The 26,613-nt window shown below is 72.3% G+C and carries 18 protein-coding genes, 1 tRNA gene and 7 pseudogenes; 13 read left to right on the top strand and 13 right to left on the bottom strand.

Going from position 1 to position 26,613, the window contains the following annotated elements:
• Nucleotides 1–62 precede the first annotated feature (62 nt).
• From WKH84_RS13725 to WKH84_RS13690, 8 genes and pseudogenes are all read right to left on the bottom strand, one after another.
• A complete protein-coding gene (locus tag WKH84_RS13725; protein ID WP_341854056.1) occupies nucleotides 63–920 on the bottom strand; it encodes a hypothetical protein in 858 nt (285 codons plus the stop codon).
• Nucleotides 877–1,212, bottom strand: a complete 336-nt coding sequence (locus tag WKH84_RS13720) for a hypothetical protein (RefSeq protein WP_341854055.1) — start codon at nucleotides 1,210–1,212, stop codon at nucleotides 877–879. Before WKH84_RS13720 ends, WKH84_RS13725 begins: the two co-directional genes overlap by 44 nt.
• A complete protein-coding gene (locus tag WKH84_RS13715; RefSeq protein ID WP_341854054.1) occupies nucleotides 1,164–1,922 on the bottom strand; it encodes a hypothetical protein in 759 nt (252 codons plus the stop codon). Before WKH84_RS13715 ends, WKH84_RS13720 begins: the two co-directional genes overlap by 49 nt.
• On the bottom strand, nucleotides 1,919–2,203 hold the full coding sequence (locus tag WKH84_RS13710) for a hypothetical protein (protein ID WP_341857026.1): 285 nt from the start codon (nucleotides 2,201–2,203) through the stop codon (nucleotides 1,919–1,921). Before WKH84_RS13710 ends, WKH84_RS13715 begins: the two co-directional genes overlap by 4 nt.
• 14 nt (nucleotides 2,204–2,217) lie before the next feature.
• Nucleotides 2,218–3,258 carry a lipid II flippase MurJ gene (locus WKH84_RS13705; RefSeq protein ID WP_341854053.1) on the bottom strand — a complete coding sequence of 347 codons (1,041 nt, stop codon included), beginning with the start codon at nucleotides 3,256–3,258 and terminating at the stop codon, nucleotides 2,218–2,220.
• Nucleotides 3,259–3,367: 109 nt separating this feature from the next.
• Nucleotides 3,368–3,547 (bottom strand): annotated as a pseudogene (locus WKH84_RS13700) (lipid II flippase MurJ); the annotation flags it as partial.
• A complete protein-coding gene (locus WKH84_RS13695) occupies nucleotides 3,466–5,514 on the bottom strand; it encodes a DUF6049 family protein (protein ID WP_341854052.1) in 2,049 nt (682 codons plus the stop codon). The pseudogene WKH84_RS13700 and the gene WKH84_RS13695, both read right to left, overlap by 82 nt.
• 365 nt (nucleotides 5,515–5,879) lie before the next feature.
• Complete coding sequence (locus WKH84_RS13690) at nucleotides 5,880–6,122, bottom strand: hypothetical protein (protein WP_341854051.1); 243 nt, start codon at nucleotides 6,120–6,122, stop codon at nucleotides 5,880–5,882.
• Between the two features lie 159 nt (nucleotides 6,123–6,281).
• On the opposite strand from WKH84_RS13690, the pseudogene WKH84_RS13685 reads away from it, so the two are divergent.
• The 4 genes and pseudogenes from WKH84_RS13685 (at nucleotide 6,282) to WKH84_RS13670 (ending at nucleotide 13,120) form a co-directional block, all read left to right on the top strand.
• Nucleotides 6,282–7,699: pseudogene (locus tag WKH84_RS13685) on the top strand (CCA tRNA nucleotidyltransferase).
• Between the two features lie 447 nt (nucleotides 7,700–8,146).
• Complete coding sequence (locus WKH84_RS13680) at nucleotides 8,147–10,873, top strand: transglycosylase domain-containing protein (RefSeq protein WP_341854050.1); 2,727 nt, start codon at nucleotides 8,147–8,149, stop codon at nucleotides 10,871–10,873.
• Nucleotides 10,854–12,071: a catalase gene (locus WKH84_RS13675; protein WP_341854049.1), complete on the top strand. Its 1,218-nt coding sequence runs from the start codon at nucleotides 10,854–10,856 to the stop codon at nucleotides 12,069–12,071. Before WKH84_RS13680 ends, WKH84_RS13675 begins: the two co-directional genes overlap by 20 nt.
• The gene (locus WKH84_RS13670) at nucleotides 12,068–13,120 is read left to right on the top strand and encodes a catalase-related domain-containing protein (RefSeq protein ID WP_341854048.1); all 1,053 of its coding nucleotides are present in this window, start codon (nucleotides 12,068–12,070) and stop codon (nucleotides 13,118–13,120) included. Before WKH84_RS13675 ends, WKH84_RS13670 begins: the two co-directional genes overlap by 4 nt.
• 3 nt (nucleotides 13,121–13,123) lie before the next feature.
• On the opposite strand, the pseudogene WKH84_RS13665 reads toward WKH84_RS13670, so the two are convergent.
• Nucleotides 13,124–14,454: pseudogene (locus tag WKH84_RS13665) on the bottom strand (APC family permease).
• A gap of 246 nt (nucleotides 14,455–14,700) precedes the next feature.
• Here WKH84_RS13665 and rpsF point away from each other — a divergent pair.
• From rpsF to rplI, 4 genes and pseudogenes are all read left to right on the top strand, one after another.
• Nucleotides 14,701–14,991, top strand: coding sequence for a 30S ribosomal protein S6 (gene rpsF, locus WKH84_RS13660; protein ID WP_341856896.1), 291 nt, complete (start codon nucleotides 14,701–14,703; stop codon nucleotides 14,989–14,991).
• A gap of 56 nt (nucleotides 14,992–15,047) precedes the next feature.
• Nucleotides 15,048–15,607, top strand: a pseudogene (locus tag WKH84_RS13655) (single-stranded DNA-binding protein).
• 99 nt (nucleotides 15,608–15,706) lie between these two features.
• Nucleotides 15,707–15,946, top strand: a pseudogene (rpsR, locus tag WKH84_RS13650) (30S ribosomal protein S18).
• 17 nt (nucleotides 15,947–15,963) lie between these two features.
• The gene (gene rplI, locus WKH84_RS13645) at nucleotides 15,964–16,434 is read left to right on the top strand and encodes a 50S ribosomal protein L9 (RefSeq protein ID WP_263310744.1); all 471 of its coding nucleotides are present in this window, start codon (nucleotides 15,964–15,966) and stop codon (nucleotides 16,432–16,434) included.
• An 89-nt stretch (nucleotides 16,435–16,523) separates the two neighbouring features.
• Here rplI and WKH84_RS13640 read toward each other — a convergent pair whose 3' ends face one another.
• Nucleotides 16,524–18,239: a hypothetical protein gene (locus tag WKH84_RS13640; RefSeq protein WP_341854047.1), complete on the bottom strand. Its 1,716-nt coding sequence runs from the start codon at nucleotides 18,237–18,239 to the stop codon at nucleotides 16,524–16,526.
• A 167-nt stretch (nucleotides 18,240–18,406) separates the two neighbouring features.
• Here WKH84_RS13640 and WKH84_RS13635 point away from each other — a divergent pair, with 167 nt between their 5' ends.
• The 3 genes from WKH84_RS13635 to WKH84_RS13625 all read left to right on the top strand — a co-directional run bounded on the left by WKH84_RS13635 (nucleotide 18,407) and on the right by WKH84_RS13625 (nucleotide 20,334).
• Complete coding sequence (locus WKH84_RS13635; protein WP_341854046.1) at nucleotides 18,407–18,646, top strand: hypothetical protein; 240 nt, start codon at nucleotides 18,407–18,409, stop codon at nucleotides 18,644–18,646.
• 42 nt (nucleotides 18,647–18,688) lie between these two features.
• Nucleotides 18,689–20,119, top strand: a complete 1,431-nt coding sequence (locus tag WKH84_RS13630; RefSeq protein ID WP_341854045.1) for an amino acid permease — start codon at nucleotides 18,689–18,691, stop codon at nucleotides 20,117–20,119.
• A gap of 131 nt (nucleotides 20,120–20,250) precedes the next feature.
• A tRNA-Leu gene (locus WKH84_RS13625) sits at nucleotides 20,251–20,334 on the top strand.
• A gap of 87 nt (nucleotides 20,335–20,421) precedes the next feature.
• Here WKH84_RS13625 and WKH84_RS13620 read toward each other — a convergent pair.
• The gene (locus WKH84_RS13620; protein WP_341854044.1) at nucleotides 20,422–21,075 is read right to left on the bottom strand and encodes a hypothetical protein; all 654 of its coding nucleotides are present in this window, start codon (nucleotides 21,073–21,075) and stop codon (nucleotides 20,422–20,424) included.
• 562 nt (nucleotides 21,076–21,637) lie between these two features.
• Here WKH84_RS13620 and WKH84_RS13615 point away from each other — a divergent pair.
• Entirely contained in the window at nucleotides 21,638–22,219 is a 582-nt protein-coding gene (locus tag WKH84_RS13615) for a hypothetical protein (protein WP_341854043.1), read from the top strand.
• A 68-nt stretch (nucleotides 22,220–22,287) separates the two neighbouring features.
• On the opposite strand, the pseudogene WKH84_RS13610 reads toward WKH84_RS13615, so the two are convergent.
• A pseudogene (locus WKH84_RS13610) lies at nucleotides 22,288–23,663 on the bottom strand (NAD-dependent succinate-semialdehyde dehydrogenase).
• A 64-nt stretch (nucleotides 23,664–23,727) separates the two neighbouring features.
• A complete protein-coding gene (locus tag WKH84_RS13605) occupies nucleotides 23,728–24,279 on the bottom strand; it encodes an NYN domain-containing protein (RefSeq protein ID WP_341854042.1) in 552 nt (183 codons plus the stop codon).
• A 758-nt stretch (nucleotides 24,280–25,037) separates the two neighbouring features.
• Between WKH84_RS13605 and WKH84_RS13600 the strand changes: the two are divergent.
• A pseudogene (locus WKH84_RS13600) lies at nucleotides 25,038–26,362 on the top strand (ISL3 family transposase).
• Nucleotides 26,363–26,613 lie beyond the last annotated feature (251 nt).

The raw sequence follows: 26,613 nt of genomic DNA, 5'->3' as shown, positions 1-26,613 counted from the left end.
TCTCCTCGGGGGTCTCGTCCAGGTAGGAGGTGCGGCGGCCCTGGACCACGATCGAGCCGGTCTCATGGGTCGCGGGGGCCTGCGGCGGCGCCGACGGCGGGCATCGCCGCGGTGGGCTCGTCCTCGCCCGCGGTCCCGCTCTGCTCCGCGGCGCTGGCCTGCTGGGGAGCGACCGACGGGGTGGGGGCGGCATGGTCCGCCGTCGGCGCGATCGCGCCGACCCCCGGTCGCTCGGCGCGCCCGTCGCTGCCCGCGGGCGAGCCGGCGGGGCTCAGCGGCCAGTGCGTCCCCGAGGTGCGCGAGGGGATCTCTCGCGTCGCCCCGGGCTCGGCCGACGGGGACTGCTGGTCGGACGGGGACTGCGCCGCGGCGGCGCCTGCGGTTCCTGCCGCGCCGGCGGCTCCGGCGAGGCCCGCCGCGGCCGCCGCACCGGTTCCCGACACGGCGGAGTCCTGCGCCGCGCCGGTCGCCCGAGCGGCCTCCGCCTGCGGCCGACGGGGCTGGGTGATGTCGAGGTGCCCCGGGAAGGGGCTGGTGCCGCGCTTCTCGTCGAGATGCAGGTCCTTCACGAGGGTCGCGGCCGCCGCGGAGTGGTCCTCCCGCGGCGCCGCCGGGGTCTCCTCGCCGGCAGGGGCGTCCTGGCTCGAGGAGGGGCCCTCCTCTCCGGACAGGTCCTCGCCCGTGGTGGCTGCGCTCGCAGCGGGAACGGAAGCGGTCTCGCTCGCCGGGGCCTGCGTCTCGTCCACTCGAGCGTCCGCCGACTGCACGTCGACGGGTCGCTCCTCGCCAGCGCGCTCCGCGGCGCCGTCGACGGCCGGCAGGGCCGCCGTCCTCTCGCCGGAGTCGCCCTGCTCCACGTCAGCAGGCCCGGCGTCATCAGGGCCGTTCTCGGCCGGGGCGAAGATCAGCCGAGGTGGCATCGGTCGACGTGGCGCCGACGGCGGGATCGGCGGCGTCGGAGCCGGCATCGTCGGCTCCGTCCGCATCCGGGCGGGAGCCGACGTCGCCACCGGTCACCGCCGCGCCCGCGACCACGGCGGCACCTGTCACCGCACCGGCGGCTCCGGCGGCGGCGGCGCCGGCCCCCACGGCCGGACCGCTGGCACCGCGCGGATACGCCTCGAAGGTCACCGGGATGGACTGCCACGGCTCGAGCGCCTCGATCAGCCCGCGGGTGGTCTCGGGGATGTCCTCGGCGGACTCGTTGAGCACCAGGTCGCACAGCAGATCGAGGTCCGCGGGGATGTCGGTGTCCACCAGCGTCGAGGGCCGCGGCACGGTGCCGGTGCCGTCGTGCTGGGGGTGCGGCCGGTGAGCGCCCGGTAGAGCAGGGCGACCAGCGCCGCGGTGTCCTGGAAGGAGGCGACCTCCCGGGAGCGGTCCAGACCGGGGTGCGAGGCGGCCTCGACGCCGATGCCGAGGATGTGCACGCCGCCGGAGCGGGTGTCGACGAAGACGCGGTTTGAGTCGAGGAACTGATGGCGCACGCCGCGGCGCCTCGCGGCCTCGAGACCGGTCGCCGCCTCGCCGATGATCGCGCGCGCCGTCTCGGGGTGCATCGGACCATCGGTCAGCAGCGCCGCGAGCGGCGGGGCGGGAGGCATCGGGTACTCCACGACCGTCGTCGGCCCGTCCTCGGGCGCACCGGTCGAGGTGGTGTCGGACTCCTCCCGGGGGTCGTCGAGCACGACGATCTCCCGGACGGGCAGCAGACGGGGCTCCTCGACGAGATAGGCGCGGCGCACCGCATCGGCCGCCTCGAGCGCGGCCTCGCCGCGGACGATGAACAGCACCACGGACTCGCCGGTCGCGACGGAGCGGGCGCGGCGCCAGACGGCGCCGTCGGCCACACCGGACAGCGGGATCCTGCCCTCGAGGGTCCACCTCGCGTGCAGTGCATCCTGCTCGGGGTTCGTGCTCACGGACCCTCCCTCTCCTCGTCCGGCGGGTCGATGCCCGTCATCTGCGTCGACCATGCTACGAGGTCGCCCCCGCTCCGCGACGGCGCGCCCTCAGGACCAGGCGTCGCGTCGTGCCGACCAGCTGGCGCACCTCCGGCACGCGCGACGACGTGCCCCGCCGCCGTGAACACCACGATCATCACCGCGCCGATCACCATGCCGAGCACCACCGCGAGCGCGCGGTGCCGCCAGATCAGGCCGTCGAGCAGGGCCACGAGGCCCGTGCCGGCCGCCCAGCTCACCGCGCCGGCGGCGATCAGCCTCCCGAGCAGCGCGCCTCGGCGCGCAGGCTCGGCGGAGCCACCTCGTGCCGTGCGGCATGACGTCGCAGCCGCCACAGCCCGAACAGCCAGGCCAGCAGGTTGCCGAGGCTGGTCGCGCCCGCCGCGCTCATCGCCGCGTACTGCGGATCCACGAGCGTGAGGATCACCGGCACGGAGATCAGCGTGACCGCGGCGATCGGGATCTGCGCGAGGAACGGGGTGCGCGCGTCCTCGTAGGCGTAGAACAGCCGCTTGATCAGGTACAGGGACGCGAAGGGCATGAGCCCCAGCATGTAGGCCACCAGCACGCCGCCGTTGGCGCGGGCGCCGATCTCGCCGGTGCCGCCGCCGATCACCCACATGATCGGTCCGGACAGCGCGACGAACACCGCGGTGCACAGCACCATCGGCACCGACAGCATCCGGTTGGTGTCCGTGTAGCGGGCCAGCGCCCCGGCATGGTCCTCCGCGGCGGCGGCGCGGGAGATGGACGGGAACGCGGCGGTGACCAGGGTGACCGCGATGATGCCCTGGGGGATCATGAACGCGAGATAGGCCCACTCCAGGGTCAGCGGCGCCGGATAGCGGGCGGCGAGCTCCGGCTGGCCCTGCAGCCGCTCGGTCATCCGCACCGCGCCGCCGGTCGCCCAGCGGGACGCCCAGATGCCCAGTCGCCCGAGCCCGAGCATCGCCAGCGACCACAGCCCGATCCGGGAGAGCTTGCCGAGCCCGAGGCCGCGCGCGCCCCACTTCGGGCGCAGGCGCAGGTCGAGCTTCTTGACGTACCAGAACAGGAACACGACCTGCGCCGCGGAGCCGCCGACGTTGATCAGCGCCATCGCCGCGATCATCGGGATCGTCCACTGCGCGGGATCGCCGACGGTGCCCCACAGGCCCAGGAACAGCGCCGCCCCGACGATGCCGACGAGGTTGTTGAGCACCGGCGCCCACTGGTACGGGCCGAAGGAATCGTGGGCGTTGAGCGACTGCCCGCACATCACGTACAGGGCCGAGAAGAAGATCTGCGGCATCATCCAGTAGCCCAGCTGGACCGCGAGCGCATAGGTCGCCGGCGGCGGCGACGCCGCTGGTGAGGGTGAGCAGCAGCGGCACCGCCACCATGCACACGACGGTCACGCCGAGGGACAGCACCGCGACCAGGGTCATCAGACGCGAGATGTAGTCGCTGCCGCGATCGGGCCGTTTCACGGCGCGCACGATCGCGGGTACCAGGATCGCGTTCAGGGTGCCGCCGCCCACGAGCGACCAGATGGTGTTGGGCAGGGTGTTCGCGGCGGAGAAGGCGTTGGCCGCCGAGGACATGGAGCCGCCGAGGATCGCGCCGAACAGGAAGTTCCGCACGAAGCCGAGCAGGCGGGAGACCATCGATCCCGAGGCCATGAGCACGCTCGCCTGCAGGAGACGGGAGCGGCTCGAGGGGCGCCGTGGCGGCGGTGGCGGGGTATGTGATGAACCCTGTGGACCCGGCGGGTGGTGCTCATCGGGGGTCCTCCTCGGGGGTGTCGTCGGGGTCGGTGGGGTCGTCGGGGGCTGTGGCGTCGTCGGGGTCGGGATCGTCGGCCGGGTCCGGGGCGCGGTGCCTCGCCCGCTCGACCCAGACCCGCTCCGGCACCGAGGTGTCCAGCGTGGTGCGGCCCGTGCGGGCGAGCTCCTCCGGGTCCTCGGGGCCCCGGATCGCGGGGGCGCGGGTGCTGGAGCCGGTGCGGCGCGCGCGGGCGACGCCGACGACGACCAGCAGGCCCATCGCGATCACCAGCAGGAGCGTGGTCCAGTTCTCCCACGACGGGTTCACCGTCAGCGGCACGTCGACGGGGTCGGTCAGTCCGCCGGTCGTCCTCGGTGGTGAGGGCGGTGGTGAGGGTGACGGAGCCGTTGGCGATCGCCGTCACGTCCACGCTCGCGGTGGTCTGGCCGTGCGCCGGGACCGTGACCACGGCCGGCTCCCCGACCTGGACCAGAGGCCGGTCGGAGGTGACCGTGACCTTCACCGTGATCGGCGTGTCCAGGCCGTTGGTGATCGTGATCGGCACGGCCGCGGAGTCGGAGACGACGTTGTAGCCGGAGGCGGGGACCACCTGGATCCGGTCCTGGAGGGCGTCGGCCCGCTCGGAGGCGTCCTGCGCCCGCGCGGCCGGGGTCTCGGGGTCGCCGCGCCAGGCGAGAGAGGTCGCACCGAGGATCTCGCGTCGCGCGGCGTCCAGCGGGGCGTCGTCCTCCATCGCCGCGTCGAGCGCGTCGAGCCGGCGCCAGGTGCCCTCGAGGTCCTCGAGGACCGCCGGGTCCGGTGCCTGCGCCTCGACCGTCTCCTCGAGCACCCGCCAGGTGCCGTCGTCGGTCGGGCCGCTGGGATGCACGTCCTCGGCCTGCGCCCGGCCGAGGGCGTACGGCTCCTCGCCGTCGGCGCTCGGGTCGGTGGTCCAGGCCTGCTGGTCCGCGGTGTCCAGCGGCGTCGAGGTGCGGCCCGACTCGATCCACGGCGCCTCGGCGAGGGCGTCGAGCACCGCACCGGCGGCCGCGGGGTCCAGGTCCTTCCCGGCCGACGGGGAGATCAGCAGGTGGCGGGGCGCGTCGGTGTACTCGGAGGCGATCGTGGCGGTCTCGGCGAGCGACCGCTGACGGGTCTGCTCCGCGTCCGAGTCCCCGGTCAGCTGCGAGAACTCCTCGGAGAGCACGGGATCCGGGGCGAGCACGGAGAGCCGCGCGCCCTCGGTGCGGGAGGACTCGTACACGCCCACCGAGCTCGGGGTCACCGCGGAGCTCGGGTCAGGGCGCAGCGAGCTGGAGGGCACCACGGCCGCGGTCGCGCCGACCTCGATCATGTCCTCGAGGGCCTCGGCATCCGCCTCCGCGCCGGGGACGCCGAGGACCTGGGCGCGGGGCGAGATGCCGCGGGCCTCCCACACCCCGTCGGCCGCGTCACGGGCGGCGCCCTCGAGCGACATCGCCCCGGACTCCCGCAGGCTCACCAGATCGGCGCCCGCGTAGGGGGCGGCGAGCACGGTGCGCTCGCCGACGGCGGCGTCGAGCTCGTCGGCGATCGCGGTGGATGCCGGGTCGGGGCGCAGGGACGGCGCGGCGGAGGAGCCCTCCGCCTCCTCGCCGCCCGCGGTCTCGGGCAGGGTCGGCGGATCCATCAGCGCGGGATCCAGCCACCAGTCGACGTCCTCGCGGGCGGCGAGGGCCCGCAGAGCGTCGAGCCGCCCCTGCTCGGCGGAGGCCGCGTGCTCCTCCGGGGCGAGCACCGCGGAGGCGGCGTCGGCCTCGGACACCGGCGCGCAGCGTGGACTGGGTGATTCTCACGTCGGCGCCGTCGGGGCGCCACACCGCGAAGGTGCGCAGGCCCGCGAGGGGCTCGTCGTCCGCGACGGCGGTGAGGGAGACGCGGCGGGTCCCCCAGTAGTAGGTCTCCCCCGAGTAGCCGAGCTTCTCGGCGGTGGCCTCGACGACCAGGGTGGTGCTCTCTCCGGGCGCGAGGCTCGCGGGCGGGGTCCCGGAGGAGGTGGCGATCGCCGGGCCCTCGATGTCGGGGGCGGTGTCCGCCTGCCAGCTCGCGAGGGCCTCCCGGTCGGTGACCCGGGAGCCGCGGGTGCGCGCTCGAGGTCGAGGTCCGTCAGCGGTTCGGAGGAGGCATTGGTCACCTCGACCTCGGCCCGCGCGTGCCGCCGGGGGCGAGGGAGGTGGGGGTCAATGAGACGAGGTCCATGGTCACCGGTGCGTCCTCGGCCGGGACGGGCGGGGCCGACGGGCTCGCCGCGGGCGCGGCCTGCGCCGCCGGGAGAAGGGTTGCCGGGCCGCTGACCAGCACTGACGAGGCGATGACCAGCACCGTCAGCAGTGCCGCGAGCACCGGGCGCGCGGCGGGAAGGGACGACGGCATGGGGACACTGTAAGCGGCCGCTACCGTAGAGGCCCCGAGGAGGCGCGCCCGCCTCCACGACATCTCCATCCCCTCCTCCCCCGGACAGGACCGCCCGTGACCGACCCCGCCGACGAGACCGCCGAGCGCCTCGCGACCGCCCGCACCCGTGCCGCCTCGATGTTCCGGGCGGCGCCCGAGGAGGTCCACGAGCTGGGGAGGCTGTTCGAGGCCGCCGGCCACGAGCTCGCCCTGGTGGGCGGGCCGGTGCGGGACGCGGTGCTGGGCCGCTCGAGCGCCGACCTCGACTTCACCACCTCCGCCCGCCCCGAGCAGACCGAGGCGATCCTCCGCTCCTGGACGCGGGACGGGGCGATCTGGGACATGGGGCGCGACTTCGGCACCCTCGGCGGGGTGCGCGACGGGGTGAAGGTCGAGATCACGACCTATCGCACCGAGTCCTACGACCCGGCCTCCCGCAAGCCGCAGGTCGAGTACGGCGACACCCTCGAAGGCGATCTCTCGCGCCGCGACTTCACCGTCAACGCGATGGCGGTGCGCCTGCCCTCCCTCGAGCTGGTCGACCCCTTCGACGGGCTCGCCGACCTCGCCCGCACCCTGCTGCGCACCCCGGTCGCGCCCGGGCAGTCCTTCGACGACGACCCGCTGCGGATGATGCGCGCGGTCCGCTTCGTCGCCCAGCTCGGCTTCCGCATCGAGGACGCCACGGCCGACGCGATCGAGCGGCTCGCGGAGCGGATCACCATCGTCTCCGCCGAGCGGGTGCGGGAGGAGCTCGTGAAGCTCATGCTCGGCGCCCATCCCCGCGGCGGCCTCGAGCTGATGACCGAGCTTGGCCTGGCCGCGCACGTGCCGCCCGAGCCGCCGGCCCTGCGGCTCGAGATCGACGAGCACCACCACCACAAGGACGTCTACGAGCACACCCTCACCGTGCTCGACCAGGCCATCGACCTCGAGAGCCCGGCCGGCTCGGGAGGGCCCTGCGAGAACCCGGACCTGGTGCCGCGCCTCGCCGCGCTCATGCACGACGTGGGCAAGCCGGCCACGCGCCGCTTCGAGGACGGCGGCGCGGTGACCTTCCGCTTCCACGAGACCGTCGGCGCGAAGATGACCGCGAAGCGGATGAAGGCCCTGACCTTCGACAAGGACACCACCAAGAAGGTGGCGCGCCTGGTGGAGCGCGCACCTGCGCTTCCACGGCTACGTCGACTCCCCATGGACCGACTCCGCCGTGCGCCGCTATGTCACCGACGCCGGCGACCTGCTGCGAAGACCTCCACCGTCTCACCCGCGCCGACGTCACCACCCGCAACAAGCGCAAGGCCCGCACCCTCGCCCGCGCCTACGACGAGCTCGAGGCCCGCATCGACCATCTCGCCGAGCAGGAGGAGATCGGGCGGATCCGTCCCGACCTCGACGGCAACCGGATCATGGAGATCCTCGACCTGCCGCCCGGCCGCGAGGTGGGCGAGGCGTACAAGCATCTGCTCGAGTCGCGGATGGAGCACGGTCCGCTCGGCGAGGAGCGCGCCGAGCAGGAGCTGCGTGCCTGGTGGGAGGCCCGGACCGAGGGGTAGGGGCCCTCGGCGCGTCGCCCGGGGGCGGTGTGAGCGAGGCCGCACGGCTCGTGCACACCCTGTGTGTTTCGCCGCCGGATCGTTCCGTCGGGACCGGGGGCGTGCTCATACTGGGGAGCTGGACGCCGCGGCGCCCTCATCCGTCCATGCCCCCGAAGGACCAGGAGCGACCATGAGCGAGTCCCGACGCCCGTCGAGCGGCGGCGGCAACCGCCGCGCCGCGGGTGTGCGCCGCACGCCTTCGGGGAAGCGCACGCCCTCGGGAAAGTCCGCCGCGGGCGGCGCCGCCAAGGGCAGCGACCGCGCGGCTCCTCGAAGAGCACCGGCGGCGCCAAGGGCACCAGCCGCACCTCGTCGAAGGGGACCTCCGGCGCGAGGACAGGCGCCGCCGCCAGCACGTCGGCCGCCTCCGCGAGCTCCGCGAAGCGCCCCACCTCCCGCACCTCCGTGAGCGCCCGCCACGCCGGCGCCGCCCCGAAGGGCGCGGGGAAGGGTCGCGGGAAGAAGGTCGCGGCGACGAACTTCCTGAACTACCCCCGCGCCGGGCGGAAGAACCCCTGGCGCTGGATTCCCTCGCTGCGCATGATCGTCGGCGCCATGGCGCTGTTCGTGCTGGCCGGGCTCGGCTTCGCGGTGTGGCTGTACAACGACACCGAGGTGCCCGAGCCCTCCGACTTCGCCCTCGCCCAGACCTCCCGTGTCTACTTCGCCGACGGCGAGACCGAGATGGGCAAGTTCAGCGAGATCAACCGCACCGAGCTCCCGGCCGACGAGATCCCCGACAACGTCAAGCAGGCCGTCGTCGCGAGCGAGGACTCGAGCTTCTACGAGAACCGCGGCGTCTCCCCGCGCGGCATCGTCCGCGCCTTCGTCAACAACCTCCAGGGCGGGGCCCGCCAGGGAGGCTCCACCATCACCATGCAGTACGTGGAGCGGTACTACACCGGCACCGAGACCTCCTACGTCGGCAAGGCGAAGGAGGCGGTCATGGCGCTGAAGGCGGACCAGGAGCTCTCCAAGGACGAGATCCTCTCCCGCTACCTCAACACCATCTACTTCGGCCGCGGCGCCTACGGCGTGCAGGAGGCCTCCCAGGCCTACTTCGACAAGGACGCCTCCGAGCTCACCGACGCCGAGGCCGCGCCGCTGGTCGCCGTGATCCCGAGCCCCTCCACCTACGACCCCGCGAACGACCTCGAGGGCGCCACTCAGCTGTGGGACCGGGTGATCACCCGCCAGGTCGCCGAGGAGCAGATGACCCCCGCCGAGGCGGACGCCCTCGAGTTCCCGAAGACGGTCGAGCCGAACTCCGAGAACTCCCTCGGCGGCACCAACGGCTATCTCCTGTCGCAGGTCCGCAACGAGCTGATCGCCGAGGGCTTCACCGAGGACGAGATCAACACCGGCGGCTTCACCATCGTCTCCACGATCGACCCCGCGATCCAGGAGAACACCGTCCAGGCCGTCGAGAACCTGCCCGAGGATCGGCCCGAGAACAACCGCGTGGGCACCGTGACGATGGACCCCTCCACCGGTGCGATCCGCGGCATGTACGGCGGCGCGGACTACGTCACCCAGGCGCAGAACGACGCCACCCAGTCCCGCATGCAGGCCGGCTCGATCTTCAAGACCTTCACCCTGATCGCCGCGCTCGAGGACGGCTACCCGCTGGACTCCCGCTGGGACGGCAACTCGCCGAAGACCTTCCGCGGCGGCTGGACGGTGAAGAACTTCAACGACATCGACTACGGCCGGGTCACCCTCGAGACGGCGACCACCAACTCGATCAACACCGCCTACGCGGAGGCGAACCTCGAGATCGGCCCCGAGCGCACCCAGGAGACCGCGATCTCCCTGGGCCTGCCGGAGGACACTCCGGGTCTGGACGCGGAGTCCTCGAACGTGCTCGGCTCCGCCTCCCCGACGGTCGCGGAGATGGCCGAGGTGTACGGCTCGATCGCCTCCGGCGGCGTGCACCGCGACAGCTACGTCGTGCAGTCCGTGACCCGGCCCGACGGCTCCTCGCGCTACGAGCACGAGACCACGGAAACCCAGGGCATGGACGAGGAGGTCGCGATCAACGCGACCGTCGCATTGCAGGGCCCGCCCACCCAGGGCTCCGCGCGCGACCTGCAGAACGTCATGGGCGGCCGCCCGGTCGCCGGCAAGACCGGCACCTCCGAGCGGTTCCGCTCGGCCTGGTTCGTGGGCTTCACCCCGCGACTGGTCACCGCCGTGGGAATGTTCCAGCCCTCGGCCGACGGCACCTCCGAGGAGACCCTGACCCCCTTCGGCGGGGAGCAGAACATCACCGGCGGCACCTTCCCCACCCAGATCTGGGGCGACATCATGTCGACCTCCCTGGAGGGCGAGGAGTACCTCGAGTTCCCCGAGGAGGTGCGGCTGGACAACGAGACGCAGGAGCGCAGCTACGTCCCGCCGCCCACGCAGGAGCCCGAGCCGACCCAGGCCCCGGAGCCGACGCAGGAGGAGCCCAGCGAGGAGCCCACCACGGAGGAGCCCACCACCGAGGAACCGACGACGGAGGAGCCCACCACCGAGGAGCCGACCACGGAGGAGCCGACGACGGAGGAGCCCGAGCCCACCGAGGAGCCCTCGTCGGAGGAGCCGCCCGCGGACGAGGAGCCTCCTGCGGACCAGCCCACCGAGGAGCCGTCGGCCGACGAGCAGGGTGGCGACGAGGAGGCCGACGCCGGTCTCCCCGAGGTCGAGGACCTGCTGCCCGGCGAGGGCCAGGGGGCCGGAGGCGGCCGCGAGGGCCGCGCGGCGGCCGAGAAGGGGACTGACTGTGGCCGCCCGCTGCGAGCAGTGCCGCAACCGGATCCGCGGGAGGGTGCACCGCTCGATCACGGGCCGTCGACTGTGCGAGAGCCGCCACACCCGCCTGATGGGGCAGACCGCCGGCTTCATGGCCGGCGGCGGCGTCCCGAACGCGATCTCCACCGGAGGCTGGTTCGCCCGTGCCAAGCGCGCCATGCGCGGAAACCGGTCGAAGGGCTGATCGCGAGGTCGGCCAGGCAGGCGCCTGCTGATCTCCTCGGACCGATCGGCCCGGCCGCACGGACCGATCGTTCTGCGCAGTGCCCTGCACGAACGCTCGGGCGACTGTCGGTCCGCCGCGTGCACGCCTACCGTGACATGCGTCAGCGATGACCCGCGCGAGCCCCCCGAGGAGACACGTCATGACCCCTCCGAAGAAGACCCCCACCCCCGCTCCCGGCCGGCCCGGCGCCCGCCCGCCCCAGCTCGAGGAGCCGACCGCACCGGACGGGCCCCTCCCGCCGAAGCCCGATCAGCAGGGTGCGCGCCGCGCACGCCCACCGGCGCCGAGCCGGGCCCGGAGCGCAGCACGAACGCCCAGCAGGGCGCCTTCCTGACCACCTCGCAGGGAGCGCGGGCGCGCGACACCGACCACTCGCTGAAGGCGGGCCGGCGCGGCCCCGTGCCGCTGCAGGACCACCACCTGCGCGAGAAGATCACCCACTTCGACCACGAGCGGATCCCGGAACGAGTGGTCCATGCCCGCGGCGCCGCCGCCCATGGCGTTTTCGAGGGGTACGGCACCGCGGAACCCGTGTGCCGTGCCGGATTCCTTGCCAAGGGGAAGCGCACCGAGGTGTTCACCCGCTTCTCCACCGTCGTCGGCTCGCGCGGCTCGATGGACACCGCCCGGGACACGCGCGGCTTCGCCACGAAGTTCTACACCGACGAGGGCACCTTCGACCTGGTCGCCAACAACATCCCGGTGTTCTTCATCCAGGACGGCATCAAGTTCCCCGACGTCGTCCACGCCGCCAAGCCCCATCCCGACCGCGAGATCCCCCAGGCCCAGAGCGCGCACGACACCTTCTGGGACTTCGTCTCCCTGCACACCGAGGCCCAGCACCACACCCTGTGGTTCATGGGCGACCGCGGCATCCCGCGCTCCTACCGGATGATGGAGGGCTTCGGGATCCACACCTTCCGGCTCGCGAACGCCGCCGGGGAGACCTCGCTGGTGAAGTTCCATTGGAAGCCTCAGCTCGGCGTGCACTCGCTGACCTGGGAGGAGGCGCGGCTCCTGGGCGGCAACGACCCGGATTTCCATCGCCGCGACCTCGCCGATGCGATCGAGTCCGGGGCCCACCCCAGCTGGGCGCTCGGGATCCAGGTGTTCCCCGACAACGAGGAGCAGAGCTTCGAGGGGATCGACCTGCTGGACCCTACGAAGTTCGTGCCCGAGGAGCTGGCGCCGGTGCGCGACCATCGGCCGGCTCACCCTGGACCGCAACCCCAGCAACTACTTCGCCGAGACCGAGCAGGTCGCCTTCAACCCCGGCCATCTGGTGCCGGGCATCGACGTCACCGATGATCCGCTCGCTGCAGGTGCGGCTGTTCTCCTACGTCGACACCCAGCTCACCCGGCTCGGCGGGCCGAACTTCGCGCAGTCGCCGATCAACCGTGCACACGCCCCGGTCAACGACATGCTCCGGGACGGCTACGGTCAGCAGGGCGACCACGCCGGTGTCGCGCCCTATCAGCCGAACTCCCTGGACGGGGGTCGCCCGTTCATGGCGGGCGAGATGGACGGCGCCTTCGAGGACCTGCCGGTCCGGGTGCCCGAGGGGGTGAAGGAGCGGGAGCTCTCGGCCACCTTCGAGGACCACTTCAGCCAGGCCCGCCTGTTCTGGCGCGACATGACGCCGGTCGAGAAGGACCACATCGTCGACGCGTACTCCTTCGAGCTCGGCAAGTGCTACGAGAACACGATCAAGGAGCGCCAGCTGCAGAGCCTGGCGAACATCGACGGCGAGCTCTGCGCCCGGGTCGCCTCGGCCCTCGGCCTGCCCGCCCCGGAGCCGACGGTCCCGGACGACGGTTCCGAGGAGGGGCCGGCCACCAGCGCACCGCTGTCCCAGCTCGGCGGCGGCTGGCCCGTCGACGGCAGGAAGATCGGCATCGTCGTCGACCCCGAGGCGGACAACGCGGACCTGCTGGCGCCGCACGAGGCGATCGTCGCCGCCTCGATGACCCCGCTGGTCATCGCGCCGCGCGGCGGCGAGGTCGCCGGAGTGCCGGTGGCTCGCACTCTCGGCACCGCCGCCTCCGTCGAGGTGGACGCCCTCTTGCTCGCCGGCAACCCGCTCCTGGCCCCGGACTCCCGCCCGTCGGTGGACCCGAAGGCCGGCGCGCCCGGGAACGGCGAGGTCGAGCCGCGGGTGGGCAAGCTGATCGACGAGTGCTGGCGCCACGCGAAGGCGATCGGCGCCTGGGGCCCCGGCCGCGAGGCGCTCGAGGAGCGCACCGCCCCCGGCGGCGCAGGGCTCGTCGCCGGTGAGGAAGGCGAGAGCGTGCTCGGCGAGATCATCGCCCTGCTCGGGAGCCATCGCGTCTGGGAGCGGTTCCCCGCGGGGGCCTGAGCCTCAGGCGGCGTCGGCGCCGGTGAGCTCACCGGCCCGGCGTCGCCGCCATGCGGCGAGGGCCGCGAGCGCCGCCGCCACGACGAGGAACGGGAGCCCCAGCCGCCACACCGCCCACTCGACCTGAGTCATCAGCGAAGCAGGCACGAGACCAGGCCCCCGACCGGGAGCACGGCCGGGACGCGGAAGTGGCGGTGCGCCGGCCGGTCGCGGCGCAAGCACCAGGACGGCCGCGTTCACGGAGAGGAAGACCACCAGCAGGAGCGACACCATGGTGCCCGCGAGCACGTCGATGGTCCCGGTGAGGGCGAGGAGGAGCGACAGCGCCGTGGTCACGAGGATCGCGACCCACGGGGTGCGGCGCCCGGGGAGGACCCGTGCGAGCACCTGCGGCAGGAGTCCGTCGGACGCCATGCCGTAGGCGAGGCGGGAGCTCATGATGCCCGTCAGCGGCGCCCCGTTCGCCACCGCGATCAGCGCGATCGCGCTGAACACGACCGGCGGCACGATGCCCGCCGCCTCGACCACGAGGGCGAGCGGTGCGGAGGAGCCCGCGAGCTCCTCGGTGGGCACGACGGCGGAGGCGACCACCCCGATCAGCGCATAGACCACACCGGTGACGATCAGCGCACCGAACAGGGCGCGGGGGTAGGAGCGTGAGGGGTCCTTCGTCTCCTCGGCGATGTTCACGCTGGTCTCGAAGCCGACGTAGGAGTAGAACGCGAGGACGGTGCCGGCGAGCACCGCCGCGACCGGTCCGTTCTCGGGGGTCCCGAGCTCCGTGAGCCGGCCCAGGTTGCCCTCGCCCCGGCCGATCACGATTCCGCCCAGCACGATCACCAGCAGCAGGCCGCCCACCTCGATCAGGGTGGCCACGCGGTTCGCGCCCAGCGACTCGGAGATGCCGCGGGTGTTCAGCGCCGCGAGCAGGGCGAGGAAAACGACCACCACGAGCACGACGGGCAGACTGACGAAGGCGCCGAGATAGTCCCCGGCGAAGCCCAGCGCGAGCGCGCCGACGGACACGATCCCGGCCGAGAGCATGCAGAACCCGACGAGGAACCCCGCGAAGGGGCCGAACGCGCGGGTGGCGTAGTGGGAGGAGCCTCCCGCCCGGGGGTACTTCGTCGCGAGCTCGGCGTAGGAGCCGGCGGTCAGCGGCGCCAGCAGCGCGCCGCCACGAGGGGGACCCATAGGGCGCCGCCGGCGATGCCCGCGATCTCCCCGGCCAGCACGTACACCCCCGCTCCGAGCACGTCCCCGAGGATGAACAGGAAGAGCCCGGTGGTGGTGACGGTGCGGCGCAGTGTGGGGCGCTCATCGGTGCTGGTCATCCACCCACGGTAGGGCGGGCGCGGTGGTGCGGACGGACCGATCGGTCGTGCCGCGCCGCCCGGCTCCGCTCGCGCACGCCCTGTGATGCGCCGCGCACCGGCGGGCACTCCCTGGCCGATGCTCCTGGGCACGGGTAGGCTGTCCCGGTCCGTGACGTGCATCGCCGATGCCCGCACGGTCGGCATGAACCCTCCTGCCACGGAGAGACCGTGGCCGCAGAGACCACAGGAGGTGGGTACCAGAACATGCGCAAGTACGAAATGGTCGTGATCCTCGACCCGTCCGTCGATGAGCGGACCGTCACCGGAACCTTCGAGAAGCTCGTCCAGGTCGTCCCGACCGAGGGCGGCATCATCGACAACGTCGACGTCTGGGGCAAGCGGAAGTTCGCCTACGAGATCGACAAGAAGTCCGAGGGCATCTACATCGTCCTGCAGTTCACCGCGAAGGCGTCCACCGCGCAGGAGCTGGACCGTCAGCTCGGGCTCAACGAGTCCGTCATGCGCACCAAGCTCATGCGTCTCGACGCCGAGTGACCTGCCGTCTCTGACCCCCGCACGATCCACCACACCCCCGGAGCAGAGGAGCACCCATGGCGAATGACACCGTCATCACGGTGATCGGCAACCTCACCGCGGACCCCGAGCCGCGCTTCACGCAGTCCGGCGTCGCGGTCGCGTCGTTCACCATCGCGTCCACCCCCGCACCTTCGACCGCCAGTCGAACGAGTGGAAGGACGGCGAGGCGCTGTTCCTCCGCTGCTCCATCTGGCGCGACGCCGCGGAGAACGTGGCCGAGTCGCTCGAGAAGGGCTCCCGCGTGGTCGCACAGGGCCGCCTCAAGCGGCGCTCCTTCACCGACCGCGAGGGCAACAACCGCACCAGCATCGAGCTGGACGTCGACGAGATCGGCCCCTCCCTCCGCTACGCGACCGCGAAGGCCACCAAGGTCCAGCGCGGCGGCGGTGGCGGCGGCCGAGGCGGTTTCGGCGGCGGAGCCCCGCAGGGCGGCGGCCAGGGCGGCTTCGGCGGCCAGGGCGGATATGGCAACCAGGGCGGTCAGGGCGGCTACAACGCGCCGCAGGGCGCTCCCAACGCCGACCCGTGGGCCGGTGGAGGCAACCAGGGCGGGTACGACGACCCGCCCTTCTGATCGGCGCGCCGGATCCCGGCACCCCGCGCAGAGAACCCCTAAGAACAACCCCATCCCGGGTGCATGCCCGGGCTCCCCTCAGAAAGAAGGAGCACCACGATGGCCAAGCCTGTTCTTCGCAAGCCGAAGAAGAAGCAGAACCCGCTGAAGGCCGCCGGTCTCGAGACCGTCGACTACAAGGACGCCGCGCGCCGCTGCGCAAGTTCATCTCCGACCGTGGAAAGATCCGCGCCCGTCGGGTCACCGGCGTCTCCGTCCAGGAGCGGCGCAAGATCGCGAAGGCCGTGAAGAACGCCCGCGAGATCGCCCTCGTCGCCGTACTCGACCTCCGGTCGCTGAGCGAGGAAGGGAAGCACATGACCAGCAAGCTCATCCTCACCAACGAGGTCACCGGCCTCGGCGCCGCCGGCGATGTCGTCGAGGTCAAGGACGGCTACGCCCGCAACTTCCTCCTGCCCCGCGGTCTCGCGACCCCGTGGACCAAGGGCGGTCAGCGTCAGCTCGACCAGATCCGTGCGGCCCGCGGCAAGCGCGCCATCGCGAACATCGAGGAGGCGCAGGCCCTGAAGGCGACGCTCGAGTCGAAGCCCGTCGTCATCGCCGAGCGCGCCGGCCAGAACGGCCGTCTGTTCGGTGCGGTCTCCTCCAAGGAGGTCGCCGAGGGCGTCAAGGCGATGTTCGACAAGGACATCGACCGTCGCACCGTCGAGTTCGCCACCCCGATCCGCTCGCTCGGCGAGCACAAGGCGACCGTGCGCCTGCACGACGAGATCTTCGCGAACCTCGTCATCCAGGTCGTCGCCGCCAAGGGTGCCGCCAAGGCCTGATCGACGTACTGCGAGGTACGAGCGGTAGGAGATCAGGCAAGCAGGCGCGACGCCTGACCGGTCTGATCAACGATCCGCGCGATCCCCCTTCAGCGCCCCGCACCGTCACGGTGCGGGGCGTCGCTGCGTTCCCGAGACCTTCCTCGAAGGCTCCTCGGGCCGCCTGCCGGATAGGTTGTCGCCATGTTCGGACGCACCAGGCAGCAGCAGACCACGATCGAGAACCTCCAGGAGCAGATTGCACGGCTGGAGGTCCTCGTCGGCGTCCTCGCCGAGCGGGCCGGCGTCGGCGAGGCGGAGCTCGAGCGGCTCCGCGAGGAGTCGGGCGCTCCGCGCGTGCCGGAATAATGCCGTCGGCTCATCGCGGAGGGCAAGGTCATCGAGGCGATCAAGGTGTACCGCGAGCACACCGGCGCGGGCCTCAAGGAGGCCAAGGACGCGATCGACCGCGCCCGCGGTGTCGCCTGAGCCTCGTCCCCGCTCACCGGCTCACGGTGAGCACCGGCATCTCCCCGGGCTCGTGCACCTCGGTCGCGATGCCTGCCTCGGGATCCCGGAGGGACGTCGTGCCGAGGGTCAGGTCGCGCGGCACGTCCGTGGCGGCCGCCGCCCTCGGGGATCTCGAACGGGGTCTCCACCATGCGCGGGGCGTCGAGCGTCTCCCCGCTCCTGCCGTCGATCAGGTGGAGGGTGGTGCGGTCCTCGAGCAGGACGTCGCCGGCGGCGCAGAGCCCGCCGCTCGGCCCAGCCTCGACGGGCACCGCCCACAGCTCCTGTCCCGTCCGTGCGTCGAGGCCCCGCACCTGCGCCTCGCCGCCCTCGTCGCGGACGGGATCGGCGGTGACCAGCGTGCCGTCGCACACCCCGAGCGGCCGCACGACGCCGCCGAGGCTCCGCGAGCGCGGCGGCTCCCAGGGCTCCGCCTCGTCGGAGCTGACGTACGAGCCCCGAGCCACGAGCCCGGTGACGCTGAGGTCGTCGAAGGCCAGGTGATGCCCGTCCAGGTATTCGCCGGTCTCCATGCCGATCGGCGACTCCTCGCCGCCGGCCGGCGCGATGCGGGCGAGCACCTCCGGCTCATGGCCCGGCCCGGAGAAGACGACGACGTCGCCCAGCACGGTGTCGAGGAGATAGGACGAGGCCGGCGCCTCGGACTCGGGTGACAGCGAGGTGCGCCAGTGCTCCGTGCCGTCCGTCCCCAGGCCGAGCGGCTCGATCTCGCGCGGCGCCCCCCCCCACCGTCGGCCGTGCCCTCCAGCGCCGCCATGAGCACGATGCCGTGGTCGGTGTCGACGACCTCGACGTGGCGCACGTCCGAGGGCAGGTCGAGCGCCGCGATATCCGCCCCGGACTCGGGGTCGAGCATCAGCGTCCGCCGCTCCCCGCCGTCGTCGACCTCCACGAACGCCGGGCCGTGGCGCGAGACGTCCACCGCCGCGACCTCGCCGTCCTCCTCGAGCGTCCACCGCACTTCGCCGGTGGTGCTGTCCAGGCCGTGCGACGACGTCCACTGCGGGGTCCGCCTGCCAGGCGTGCACCAGGAGGGTCCCGGAGGGGCTCTGCTCCTCGACCTGGATCGCGCAGGCCAGCGGCTCGTCGCACGACGCCGGGCGGGAGCCGGTGAGGTCCTCGAGGTCGACGGAGAACTGCTCCTCGAGCCCGCCCCGCAGAGCGGTGACGGTGCCGTGGGTCGTCTCCGGCGGCGGCACCTCGGGGGCCGCTCCTCCGCCGGGCGCGAGGGCGCCGCACCCGCCGAGCAGCAGTGCGAGGACGGGGGCGAGCAGGACGGGACGGGCGGCGCGCATCGGGGCCCTCTCGGGTCGGTCTGCGAACGGTCGCCCCGATCCTAGGCGACCGTGCGCCATGGGGGCTCGCCCCCACGACCATCGTCGGCCCCGGGGCCGACCATCCCCGCCGAGGCCTCCTCCCATCGCAGGATGTGCCGGGAGGCGGGATCCGGAAGAGTCAGGACATGACGACCTTCCAGAAGCCCGCTCGCCCTCCGACCCGCCGCCCCCGCGACCCCCGCCCCCGCGGACCCTCCGCGATGTGGCTCGTCGCCCTCGCCGTGCTCCTGCTCTCGGCCGGCTACGGCCTCACCCTCGTCCCCGAGATCGCCGACATCGGCCTTCTCGTCCTCGTCCCGGCCGGCGTGCTGCTGCTCGTCGGACTGAACGCCACCGTGCGCGACGACCTCGACACCGAGGGCTGACAGGTCCCGACCCCGGCCGCAGGACGGGGCTACCCTCGACGGGTGACCTCCCAGACCTCCTCCTCCGACGAGCGCGCCGACGGGCGACTCGCCCGCTCGCTCGGCCACGGCCAGATGGCGATGATCGCCATGGGCTCCGCGCTCGGCACCGGCCTGTTCCTCGGCTCCGGCGAGGCGATCGGCATCGCCGGCCCCGCCGTGATCATCTCCTTCGCGCTCGGCGCCATGATCGCCGCGACGATCGCGCTCGCGATGGGCGAGATGGCCTCCCGCCACCCCGTGCGCGGCGGCTTCGGCACCCTCGCCGCCCGCTACCTCTCCCCGTTCTGGGGCTATCTCAGCCGCTGGCTGTACTGGATCGTCACCGTCTGCGTGACCGGCGCGGAGCTGGTCGCCTGCGCCGCCTATCTCGCCTACTGGGTGCCCGCGGTGCCGATCTGGGCCGGGATCCTGCTGTTCGCGGCGCTGATCATCGCGATCAACCTCTCCAGCGTCGGCTCCTTCGGCGTGATCGAGTTCCTCCTGTCCTCGATCAAGGTGATCGCGGTGTTCGTGTTCATCCTGATCGGCGCCGTCCTGGTGCTCTTCGGGATGCCCGGCCAGGAGGCGCCCGGCTTCGTCGAGCTCACGGCCGACGGGGGCTTCGCCCCGATGGGCTGGGCCGCGGTGTGGGTCGCGCTGTCGGTGGTGATGTTCTCCTTCGGGGGCATCGAGCCGCTCTCGATCACCGCCGCCGAGGCGAAGGATCCCGCTCGTTCGATCCGCACCGCCGCCCGCACCACGATCGTGCGCCTGGCCTTCTTCTACGTGCTGTGCATCGGGATCGTGGTGTGCCTGGTGCCGTGGCGACAGGCGGCCGGCGACCGCGAGGACGTCGCCACCTCGCCCTTCGTGATGGTCTTCGACCGGATCGGCATCCCCGGCGCCGCCCACATCACGAACCTGCTGGTGCTGGTCGCGGCGCTGTCGGCCGCGAACGCGAACCTCTACGCCGGCGACCGGATCCTGCACTCCCTCGCCTCCGACGGGCTCGCGCCGCGCTTCGCCGCGCACGTCACGGCCCGGCGCGTCCCCGCCGTCGGCATCGCCCTGAGCTCGATCGGCCTGATCGGTGCCGCGCCGCTGGCCTTCAGCGGCGTGGGCGGGGTGTTCGGCTACATGATGAGCCTCGTGGTGTTCTCGGTGATCATGGTGTGGGCGCTGATCCTCGCGACCTACATCGCCTTCCGCCGACGCGGCGAGCGGGGCGGCACCTTCCGCATGCCGGGCGGCGTGGTCACCGCGGGCGTCGGCCTGGTGGGCCTCGCCGCCGTCTTCGCGACCGTGTTCGTGCGGCCCAGCATGCAGGTCGCCGCGATGGTCGGCATCCCCGCGGTGATCGTCGCGACTGTCCTCTACGTGGTGGTGGGCCGTCGCCGCATCGATCCGGCCGACATCGACGCCGCCTTCGAGGAGGCCGAGTCGATGCGCTGAGCGTCGAGCGCCGAACCGGCCCGGAGTGGCGTTCGTTACTGTGAAGGGTGTCGGCTTGGGCTCAGGGTTCGGCGGGGGTAACCTGAGGGAACCTTCGGCCTCGGCGCCACGAGACCCGGTGCCGGAGATACGCGCAAGTGGCGGAATTGGTAGACGCGCACGGTTCAGGTCCGTGTGCTGGCAACAGCGTGGGGGTTCAAGTCCCCCCTTGCGCACCGCGAGAGAATCCCCCTCCGACCAGCAGGTCGGAGGGGGATTCTGCATGTCGGGGGCGCGTCCCGCAGGACTGGGCCGGCCCGCTCTCAGTGCCCGGGCGTCGCCAGCAGCGGCTCGACGTTGCGGTCCTTCCCCTCGCCCTCCTGCGCCCGCTCGGCGTGGAGGTCGTTGAAGGACAGCTCCCGGTACAGGCTCGCCAGGCCTTCGCCCTGGTACGGGGCCTTCGCCTCGATCAGGGTGCTGAGCAGCGAGAGCGTCCCGTCGCGGTTGTCGACCACCTCGAGCACCCGCGCCTGCTGCGCGGGAAGTCCACGTGCGAGGCGGTGGTGATCTTCCAGTAGCGGCGCTCGGCGACGTCGTCGCCGTGCGGCCGCGATCGTATTGGTGTGCGTGTGGCCGTTGACCCAGGCGAGCACGTTCGGGAAGCGGCCCAGCAGGTTCTCCACGTCCCAGCCGGCATGGCGCGGCTCGCGGACGCCGGGCTCGAGCAGCAGGTTGTTCATCGTGTCCGGGGTGTGGTGGCTGAAGACCACGAAGTACGTGTCCCCGGACTGCGTACGCTGGAGGCGCCCGATCCCGTCGTAGTAGCGGCTGGAGCCCTCCTCGAGGGTCTCCTCGAGCCAGCGGTACTGGGCGTGGCCCAGGGAGCCCTGCGTGAAGCCCGCGCGGTTGGTGGAGTCCAGCGCGATGCCGACCACGCCCGGCGCGATCTCGAAGGTGTAGTAGCCGGTCGACTCCACCGCGTTCTCCTCGGTGAAGCCGTGCCCGGGAGTGCCGACACGCGGGGTCTGGCCCAGATGGGCGCGGATGTACTCCTCGGGGGTGAAGGGCTCGCGGCGCTCGTCGGGCGTGACCTCGTACCGGCGCTCGGGGTCGAGGGAGCCGGAGAGGGTCTGGCGCGCGCCTCGCCGGTGCCGCCGGCCTCCGCGGTGCGCACCTGCGCCTCGAGCGCCGGTTCGCGGTCTCCGAGGCGAAGCCGGTGAACTTCCACGAGCCGGTGTACATCTCCCGCAGGACGTCCCAGTTCGTGGGGAGGGTTCCGCTGATCGAGTCGTCGTGGTTGCCGAAGACGCTGAACCAGGGGATGTCCAGGCCGGGGCTCGTGTGGGTGGACATGGCGCCCGCGAGCGGCTCGGGCAGCTGCGGGAAACCGGCCTCGGCGTAGCGGTCCTCGACCTCGCCGCCGGGATGCCAGTAGTGGGTCGACCCGCCCGTCTGCACGCCCTCCCAGGTCCCGTCGGCCCCGGTGTTCGCGGTGATCTCCCCGCCGTTCATGAGGGCGAGGAACCAGTCGAGCTCCACGTGCTCGTGGTTGTCGGTGTTGTCGCCGGTGGTGACCACGCAGTCGAGGTCGCGCCCGGTGTGGGGGCCGCGGCGCGGCTCGTTGACCCGCTCGATGAGGGAGACGGCGCCCTGGGTGGTCAGCGACTCCTGCGGGCGGAAGGCGGAGCCGGTGATGTCGTGGAGGAACTCGAAGCGCATAGGGGACTGGGCGTCGAGCACGTGCAGGTCGGTGAACTGGACGAAGGCCGCCAGCGGCACGCGGGTATCGGCGCGGGAGGCCCGCGGGGCGCGGTCCAGCGCGTCCTCGCGCACCTCGAAGGCGTAGCCGGGGCCGGCGGTGAGACGACGGTAGGAGTCTTTCTCCCCGGCCTCGGGCACCGCGACGGCCTCGAGGGTGGTGCCGGTGGGGTCCAGCCCCGCGTCCTCCGCGAAGGCACGCTGGTCGGGGAGGGCCGAGGCGGCGGTGCCGCCGAGAGCGAGGCCCGCCCCGACCAGGAGGGTGCGTCGGCCGAGGGGAGGGAGGGCGAGCGAGGAGTCGTGTCGGCGGGCTGGGGTCCGGGGTGCGTGGAGCATGCGCTCCACCCCAGCACCGGGAAGTGACCAGCCGATGACGACGGGCTGAGCACTTGCCGTCGATCGCCGCCGCGGAGTGCGCCCCCCGGCCCCGCTCAGTGCACGGCGGTGCGGCGCAGGCGGACGTTGACGAACTCGCCCATGCCCCAGCGGCCGAGCTCGCGGCCGTAGCCGGAGCGCTTCACCCCGCCGAAGGGCGGCCCGGGCGCGTCGTCCCGTGCTCGTTGACGTACGCCATCCCCACGTCCAGGCGGTCGACGACCTCCTGCGCCCGGGCCAGGTCCTCGCTCCAGACGGAGCCGCTCAGCCCGAACGACACGTCGTTCGCCAGCTCCACGGCGTGATCGACGGACTCCGCACCGTAGATGACCGCCACCGGGCCGAAGATCTCCTCGGAGTAGGCGTCCATGTCGGGGGTGACGCCGGTCAGCACGGCGGGTCGCATGAACGCGCCCTCCCGGTCCAGCGCGTCGCCTCCCGTGTGCAGAGTCGCTCCCTGCTCGACGGCGCGGGCGACCTGCTCGACGACGCCGTCGCGCGCGCCGAGCGAGGAGAGCGGACCGACGTCGACGCCCTCGTCCAGCGGGTCCCCGAGCGTCGCGCCCTCGAACTCCTCGACGATCGCCGCGACGAACTCGTCGAGCCGTGCGCTCGGGACGATCATGCGCTTGGGGGAGTTGCAGGCCTGGCCCGCGTTCGACAGCCGCGCGGTGGCCGCCGCGCGGGCGACCCGTGCGATATCGGCGTCCTCGAGCACGATCAGCGGGTCCGAGCCGCCCAGCTCCAGCACGGACTTCTTGAGGTGCTCAGCCGCGGTCCGGGCGACGGCGGCTCCTGCTCGCTCGCTGCCGGTGAGGGACACGCCGCGCACGCGCGGATCGGCGATCATCTCGGCGATCTGGTCGTGATCGGCGAAGACATTGACGTAGGCGTCGTCGGGGACCCCGGCGTCGTGCAGGATCCCGGCCATCACCTCGGCGGAGCCGGCGCAGATCTCCGCGTGCTTGAGGATGATCGTGTTGCCTGTCATCAGGTTGGGGGCGACGAAGCGGGCCACCTGGTAGTACGGGAAGTTCCAGGGCATTACGCCGACCAGCGGGCCGATCGGCTCGGTCTGCACGAGCGACTCCTGCGCTCCCTGCGGGTCCAGCGGCTCGTCCTGGAGCGACTCGGGGCCGTGCGTCGCGTACCACCGGTAGATCGATCCGGCCAGCTCGGCCTCGCCGATCCCCTGCGCCAGGGGCTTGCCCATCTCGGTGGCGATCAGTCGTCCCAGCTCCTCCGAGCGGGAGTCGTAGGCGTCAGCGACGCGCTCGAGGATCTCGGCACGTCGCTCCGGGGGCGTCCCCCGCCAGTCCGGGAAGGCGGCGTGCGTCCGTCGGAGCACGTCCTCCACGCCCGCGGATTCCAGAGCAGGGAACTGCTTGTCGGTGCGTCCCGTGGTCGGGTTGGTCGTGGTGTATCCAGCCATGCCCCCACCCTCAGGCCCCACCCCGTGGTGTGTACAGTCCGAGGACCGATCGGTCGTCGATCTGTCAGAGGATGAACTCCAGCGGGTCGAACTCGTCGATGTCGATGATCCGCACGCGCGGCAGACGGCTGGTGAAGGCGTGCACGTCGTACTCGAGGTCGTGGAACTCGATCCCGGGGATGTCCTGCAGGTCGGTGGCCATGAACTCGCGGAAGCCGACCAGCGCCGTGCGCCGGTCCGGGGTCGCCGCGAGGTCCGTCATCTGCGGGACGAAGTCCTTGTCGTGGCTGACCAGCATGACGTCCGCCGGGCGGTCCTGCGGCGCCTCGGCGGTGCGCTGGATCGCGATGTCCACGACCTTGCCCTCGCCGCGCGCCGGGATCGCCTTGTACCCCAGTGCGATCAGGGCCTGCACGAACCCGGAGGGGAGGCTGTCGCCGACGGCGAGGAAGAACAGGCCCCGCACCGGCTGGTGCCAGGCGTGCTCGGCGTGCTGGAGCAGCTTGTTCCAGCGGGGGCGCTCGTCGGACTGGGGTCGTCGGCCGAGCACCGAGACGCCGAGGGTGGCGTCGATGTTCTCACCGTCCACCAGGAGATACGTGGTGCGTGCGGTCATGGGGATGACCCTACTCGGTGCCGGGCGCGCGGTCGCCGGCGCGGGTGGTGCGTGCGGGCGCCCGCCGCGTGCGTCGATGAGCTCCGCACGACGCCGCCGTCGCCGCGAGAATCAATTCCGACGGCTCTTCCCCAGTCGCGCTTTTCCACATTCATGAGCGTGCACTTGACAATTCGCAAAGAGCGGGGATGGCGACGATCTCGGTGTTCTCGGGTAAGGCCCTGTCCCGCGCCCGTCCTCTCCGGTGCCGTCACCGTTCGGGACCCGTTCCCGTCGGGCACGTGCTCCCGTCCCCGCGGCACCCCTGCTCGCGCCCACGCTCCGGCCCTCGGAGCACCCTGCTCCCATCCCCGCCCCTGCTCCCGCCGCCACAGCGTGATGCTCCTGTCCCTGCCTCCGCTCCCACCTCCGCGCCGCCCTGCCCCCTCCCTCGAGTGACCGTCGCATAACGCGCCGGCCGCGACCTCTCCTCCCCACAGATGGGTTATCCACGAATTCATCCCCATTGCGCCTGAGCCCTTCTGAAATGTCCGTTTCGACGGTACTGTTTGAGGTGTTGGGAGTCATGAAAGAGATTCTCTGTCGCGACAGCGGACGGCACCGAGGCCGTCCCGTCCACGGATCGGGGAAGGAGGGCGTAATGGGGCTCTTCAGAGTTGAGTGTGGGCGCGCCGGTGATACGGGGTAGCTGAGGATAGACGTCGAGGTCCCCGAAGATGAGCGGACTCTTACCTCTGCTCGCACCAAGGACCTCGACGATGCCCAACCATAGTTGCGTATGCCCTGACGCGCTTGATCGCTGCGACCGATGCGACGTTCTCCTGGACTTCCCTGGCCTTCATCTGGTGGCCGTCTCGAAGGCCCGGGCCGGACTGTTGCTTGAGGTTGAGTCCTGCGATCCAGTGGCCGGATGCCCTGGCTGCGGTGTCATCGCCACTGGTCACGGCCGAGTGGTGGTCGAGATGATCGACGCGCCATGGGCTGGCCGACCGGTGCGGATTCGGTGGCGCAAGCGCCGCTGGATCTGCCTCGAGCGTGTTTGCGCGGTGACGACCTTCGCCGAGCAGAACCCGGAGGTCTGTGCACCGCGGGGCCTGCTGAGCACGCGCGCGATCCGCTGGGCGATCGGACAACTCCGGCGCGAGGGAGCGACGATCCAGGGCCTGGCCCGCCAGCTCGGCACGACCTGGAACACGCTCTGGTCCCAGGTCCGACCAGTCCTGATCAAGGCCGCGAACGACCCGTCCCGGTTCGAGGGCGTGCAGGTCTTGGGCGTGGACGAACACATCTGGCACCACCGGGACCCGCGCCGGCGCGGACCGAAGGAGCTCACCGGGATGGTCGATCTGACTCGCGGCACCCACCCCACCGCCAGACTTCTCGACCTCGTCCCAGGCCGATCCGGCAAGGCCTACCGAGACTGGCTCGACGAGCGCGGCGACGAGTTCCGCAAGCGGGTCGAGATCGCCACGCTGGACCCGTTCCAGGGCTACAAGAACGCGATCGATGACCAACTCGAGGACGCCACCTGCGTGCTGGATGCGTTCCACATCGTGAAGCTCGCCGGGGCGCAGTCGATGACGTCCGCCGCCGGATCCAGCAGGAGACCCTCGGCCACCGAGGCCGCAAGGGCGACCCCCTCTACGGGATCCGCCATGTTCTCCGCGCCGGACGGGAACGCCTCACGCCGCGCCAGCAGACCCGCCTGGCCAGCGCATTCGCGGCCCATCCCGATCACGTCGCGGTCGAGGTCGCCTACCAGTGCGCCCAGGACCTCCGAGACGTGTTCCACCAGCCCACGCCCGCGCAGGGACGTCGACTCGCCCAGCGGCTCATCGACACGCCGCCCAGCTGTCCGATCCCCGAGATCGCGAGGCTGGGCAAGACCCTACGCCGCTGGCGGACAGCGTTCCTGGCCTACTTCGACACCGATGGCGCGAGCAACGGCGGCACAGAGGCCATCAACGGGATCATCGAACTCGGCCGCCGCATCGCCCGCGGCTTCCGGAACTTCGAGCACTATCGCCTCCGAATGCTCCTCATCACCGGCGGACTCGACGCCTCACCCCACACTCAACTCTGAAGAGCCCGTAATGGGTGAGTTCGACGAGGGGCCGGGGGCCCCGCTCGAGTCCGAGTCCGACGCCGGCACGGGAGCCGGCGCCGGCGGCCGCGGCAGACGCGGCGACCGCCGACGAAGCCACCCAGGGCAGCATCGCCGCAGCTGGGACTCGGGTCGCGACCGACGGTGCGACGGAGCCCCCGCCCCGCGCTGGCGAGTGCGAGCCCGTCGACCGCTGGACCAGGAGCAGATCCTCGCCGAGGTGGAGTCCG

Source organism: Brachybacterium sp. GPGPB12, assembly GCF_038396325.1.
Lineage (GTDB): Bacteria > Actinomycetota > Actinomycetes > Actinomycetales > Dermabacteraceae > Brachybacterium > Brachybacterium conglomeratum.
Note: the sequence above shows the minus strand (reverse complement) of the source record. Positions and strands in the feature narration are given on the sequence as shown.

Bases quoted from the DNA above. Each gene is read 5' to 3' on its own strand.
- WKH84_RS13605 (WP_341854042.1), bottom strand. From the start codon at position 24,279: ATGACCGCACGCACCACGTATCTCCTGGTGGACGGTGAGAACATCGAC.
- WKH84_RS13635 (WP_341854046.1), top strand. From the start codon at position 18,407: ATGACGACCTTCCAGAAGCCCGCTCGCCCTCCGACCCGCCGCCCCCGC.
- WKH84_RS13670 (WP_341854048.1), top strand. From the start codon at position 12,068: ATGATCCGCTCGCTGCAGGTGCGGCTGTTCTCCTACGTCGACACCCAG.
- WKH84_RS13725 (WP_341854056.1), bottom strand. From the start codon at position 920: ATGCCACCTCGGCTGATCTTCGCCCCGGCCGAGAACGGCCCTGATGAC.
- WKH84_RS13705 (WP_341854053.1), bottom strand. From the start codon at position 3,258: ATGATGCCGCAGATCTTCTTCTCGGCCCTGTACGTGATGTGCGGGCAG.
- WKH84_RS13690 (WP_341854051.1), bottom strand. From the start codon at position 6,122: ATGCCGTCGTCCCTTCCCGCCGCGCGCCCGGTGCTCGCGGCACTGCTG.
- rpsF (WP_341856896.1), top strand. From the start codon at position 14,701: ATGCGCAAGTACGAAATGGTCGTGATCCTCGACCCGTCCGTCGATGAG.
- WKH84_RS13640 (WP_341854047.1), bottom strand. From the start codon at position 18,239: ATGCGCGCCGCCCGTCCCGTCCTGCTCGCCCCCGTCCTCGCACTGCTG.
- rplI (WP_263310744.1), top strand. From the start codon at position 15,964: ATGACCAGCAAGCTCATCCTCACCAACGAGGTCACCGGCCTCGGCGCC.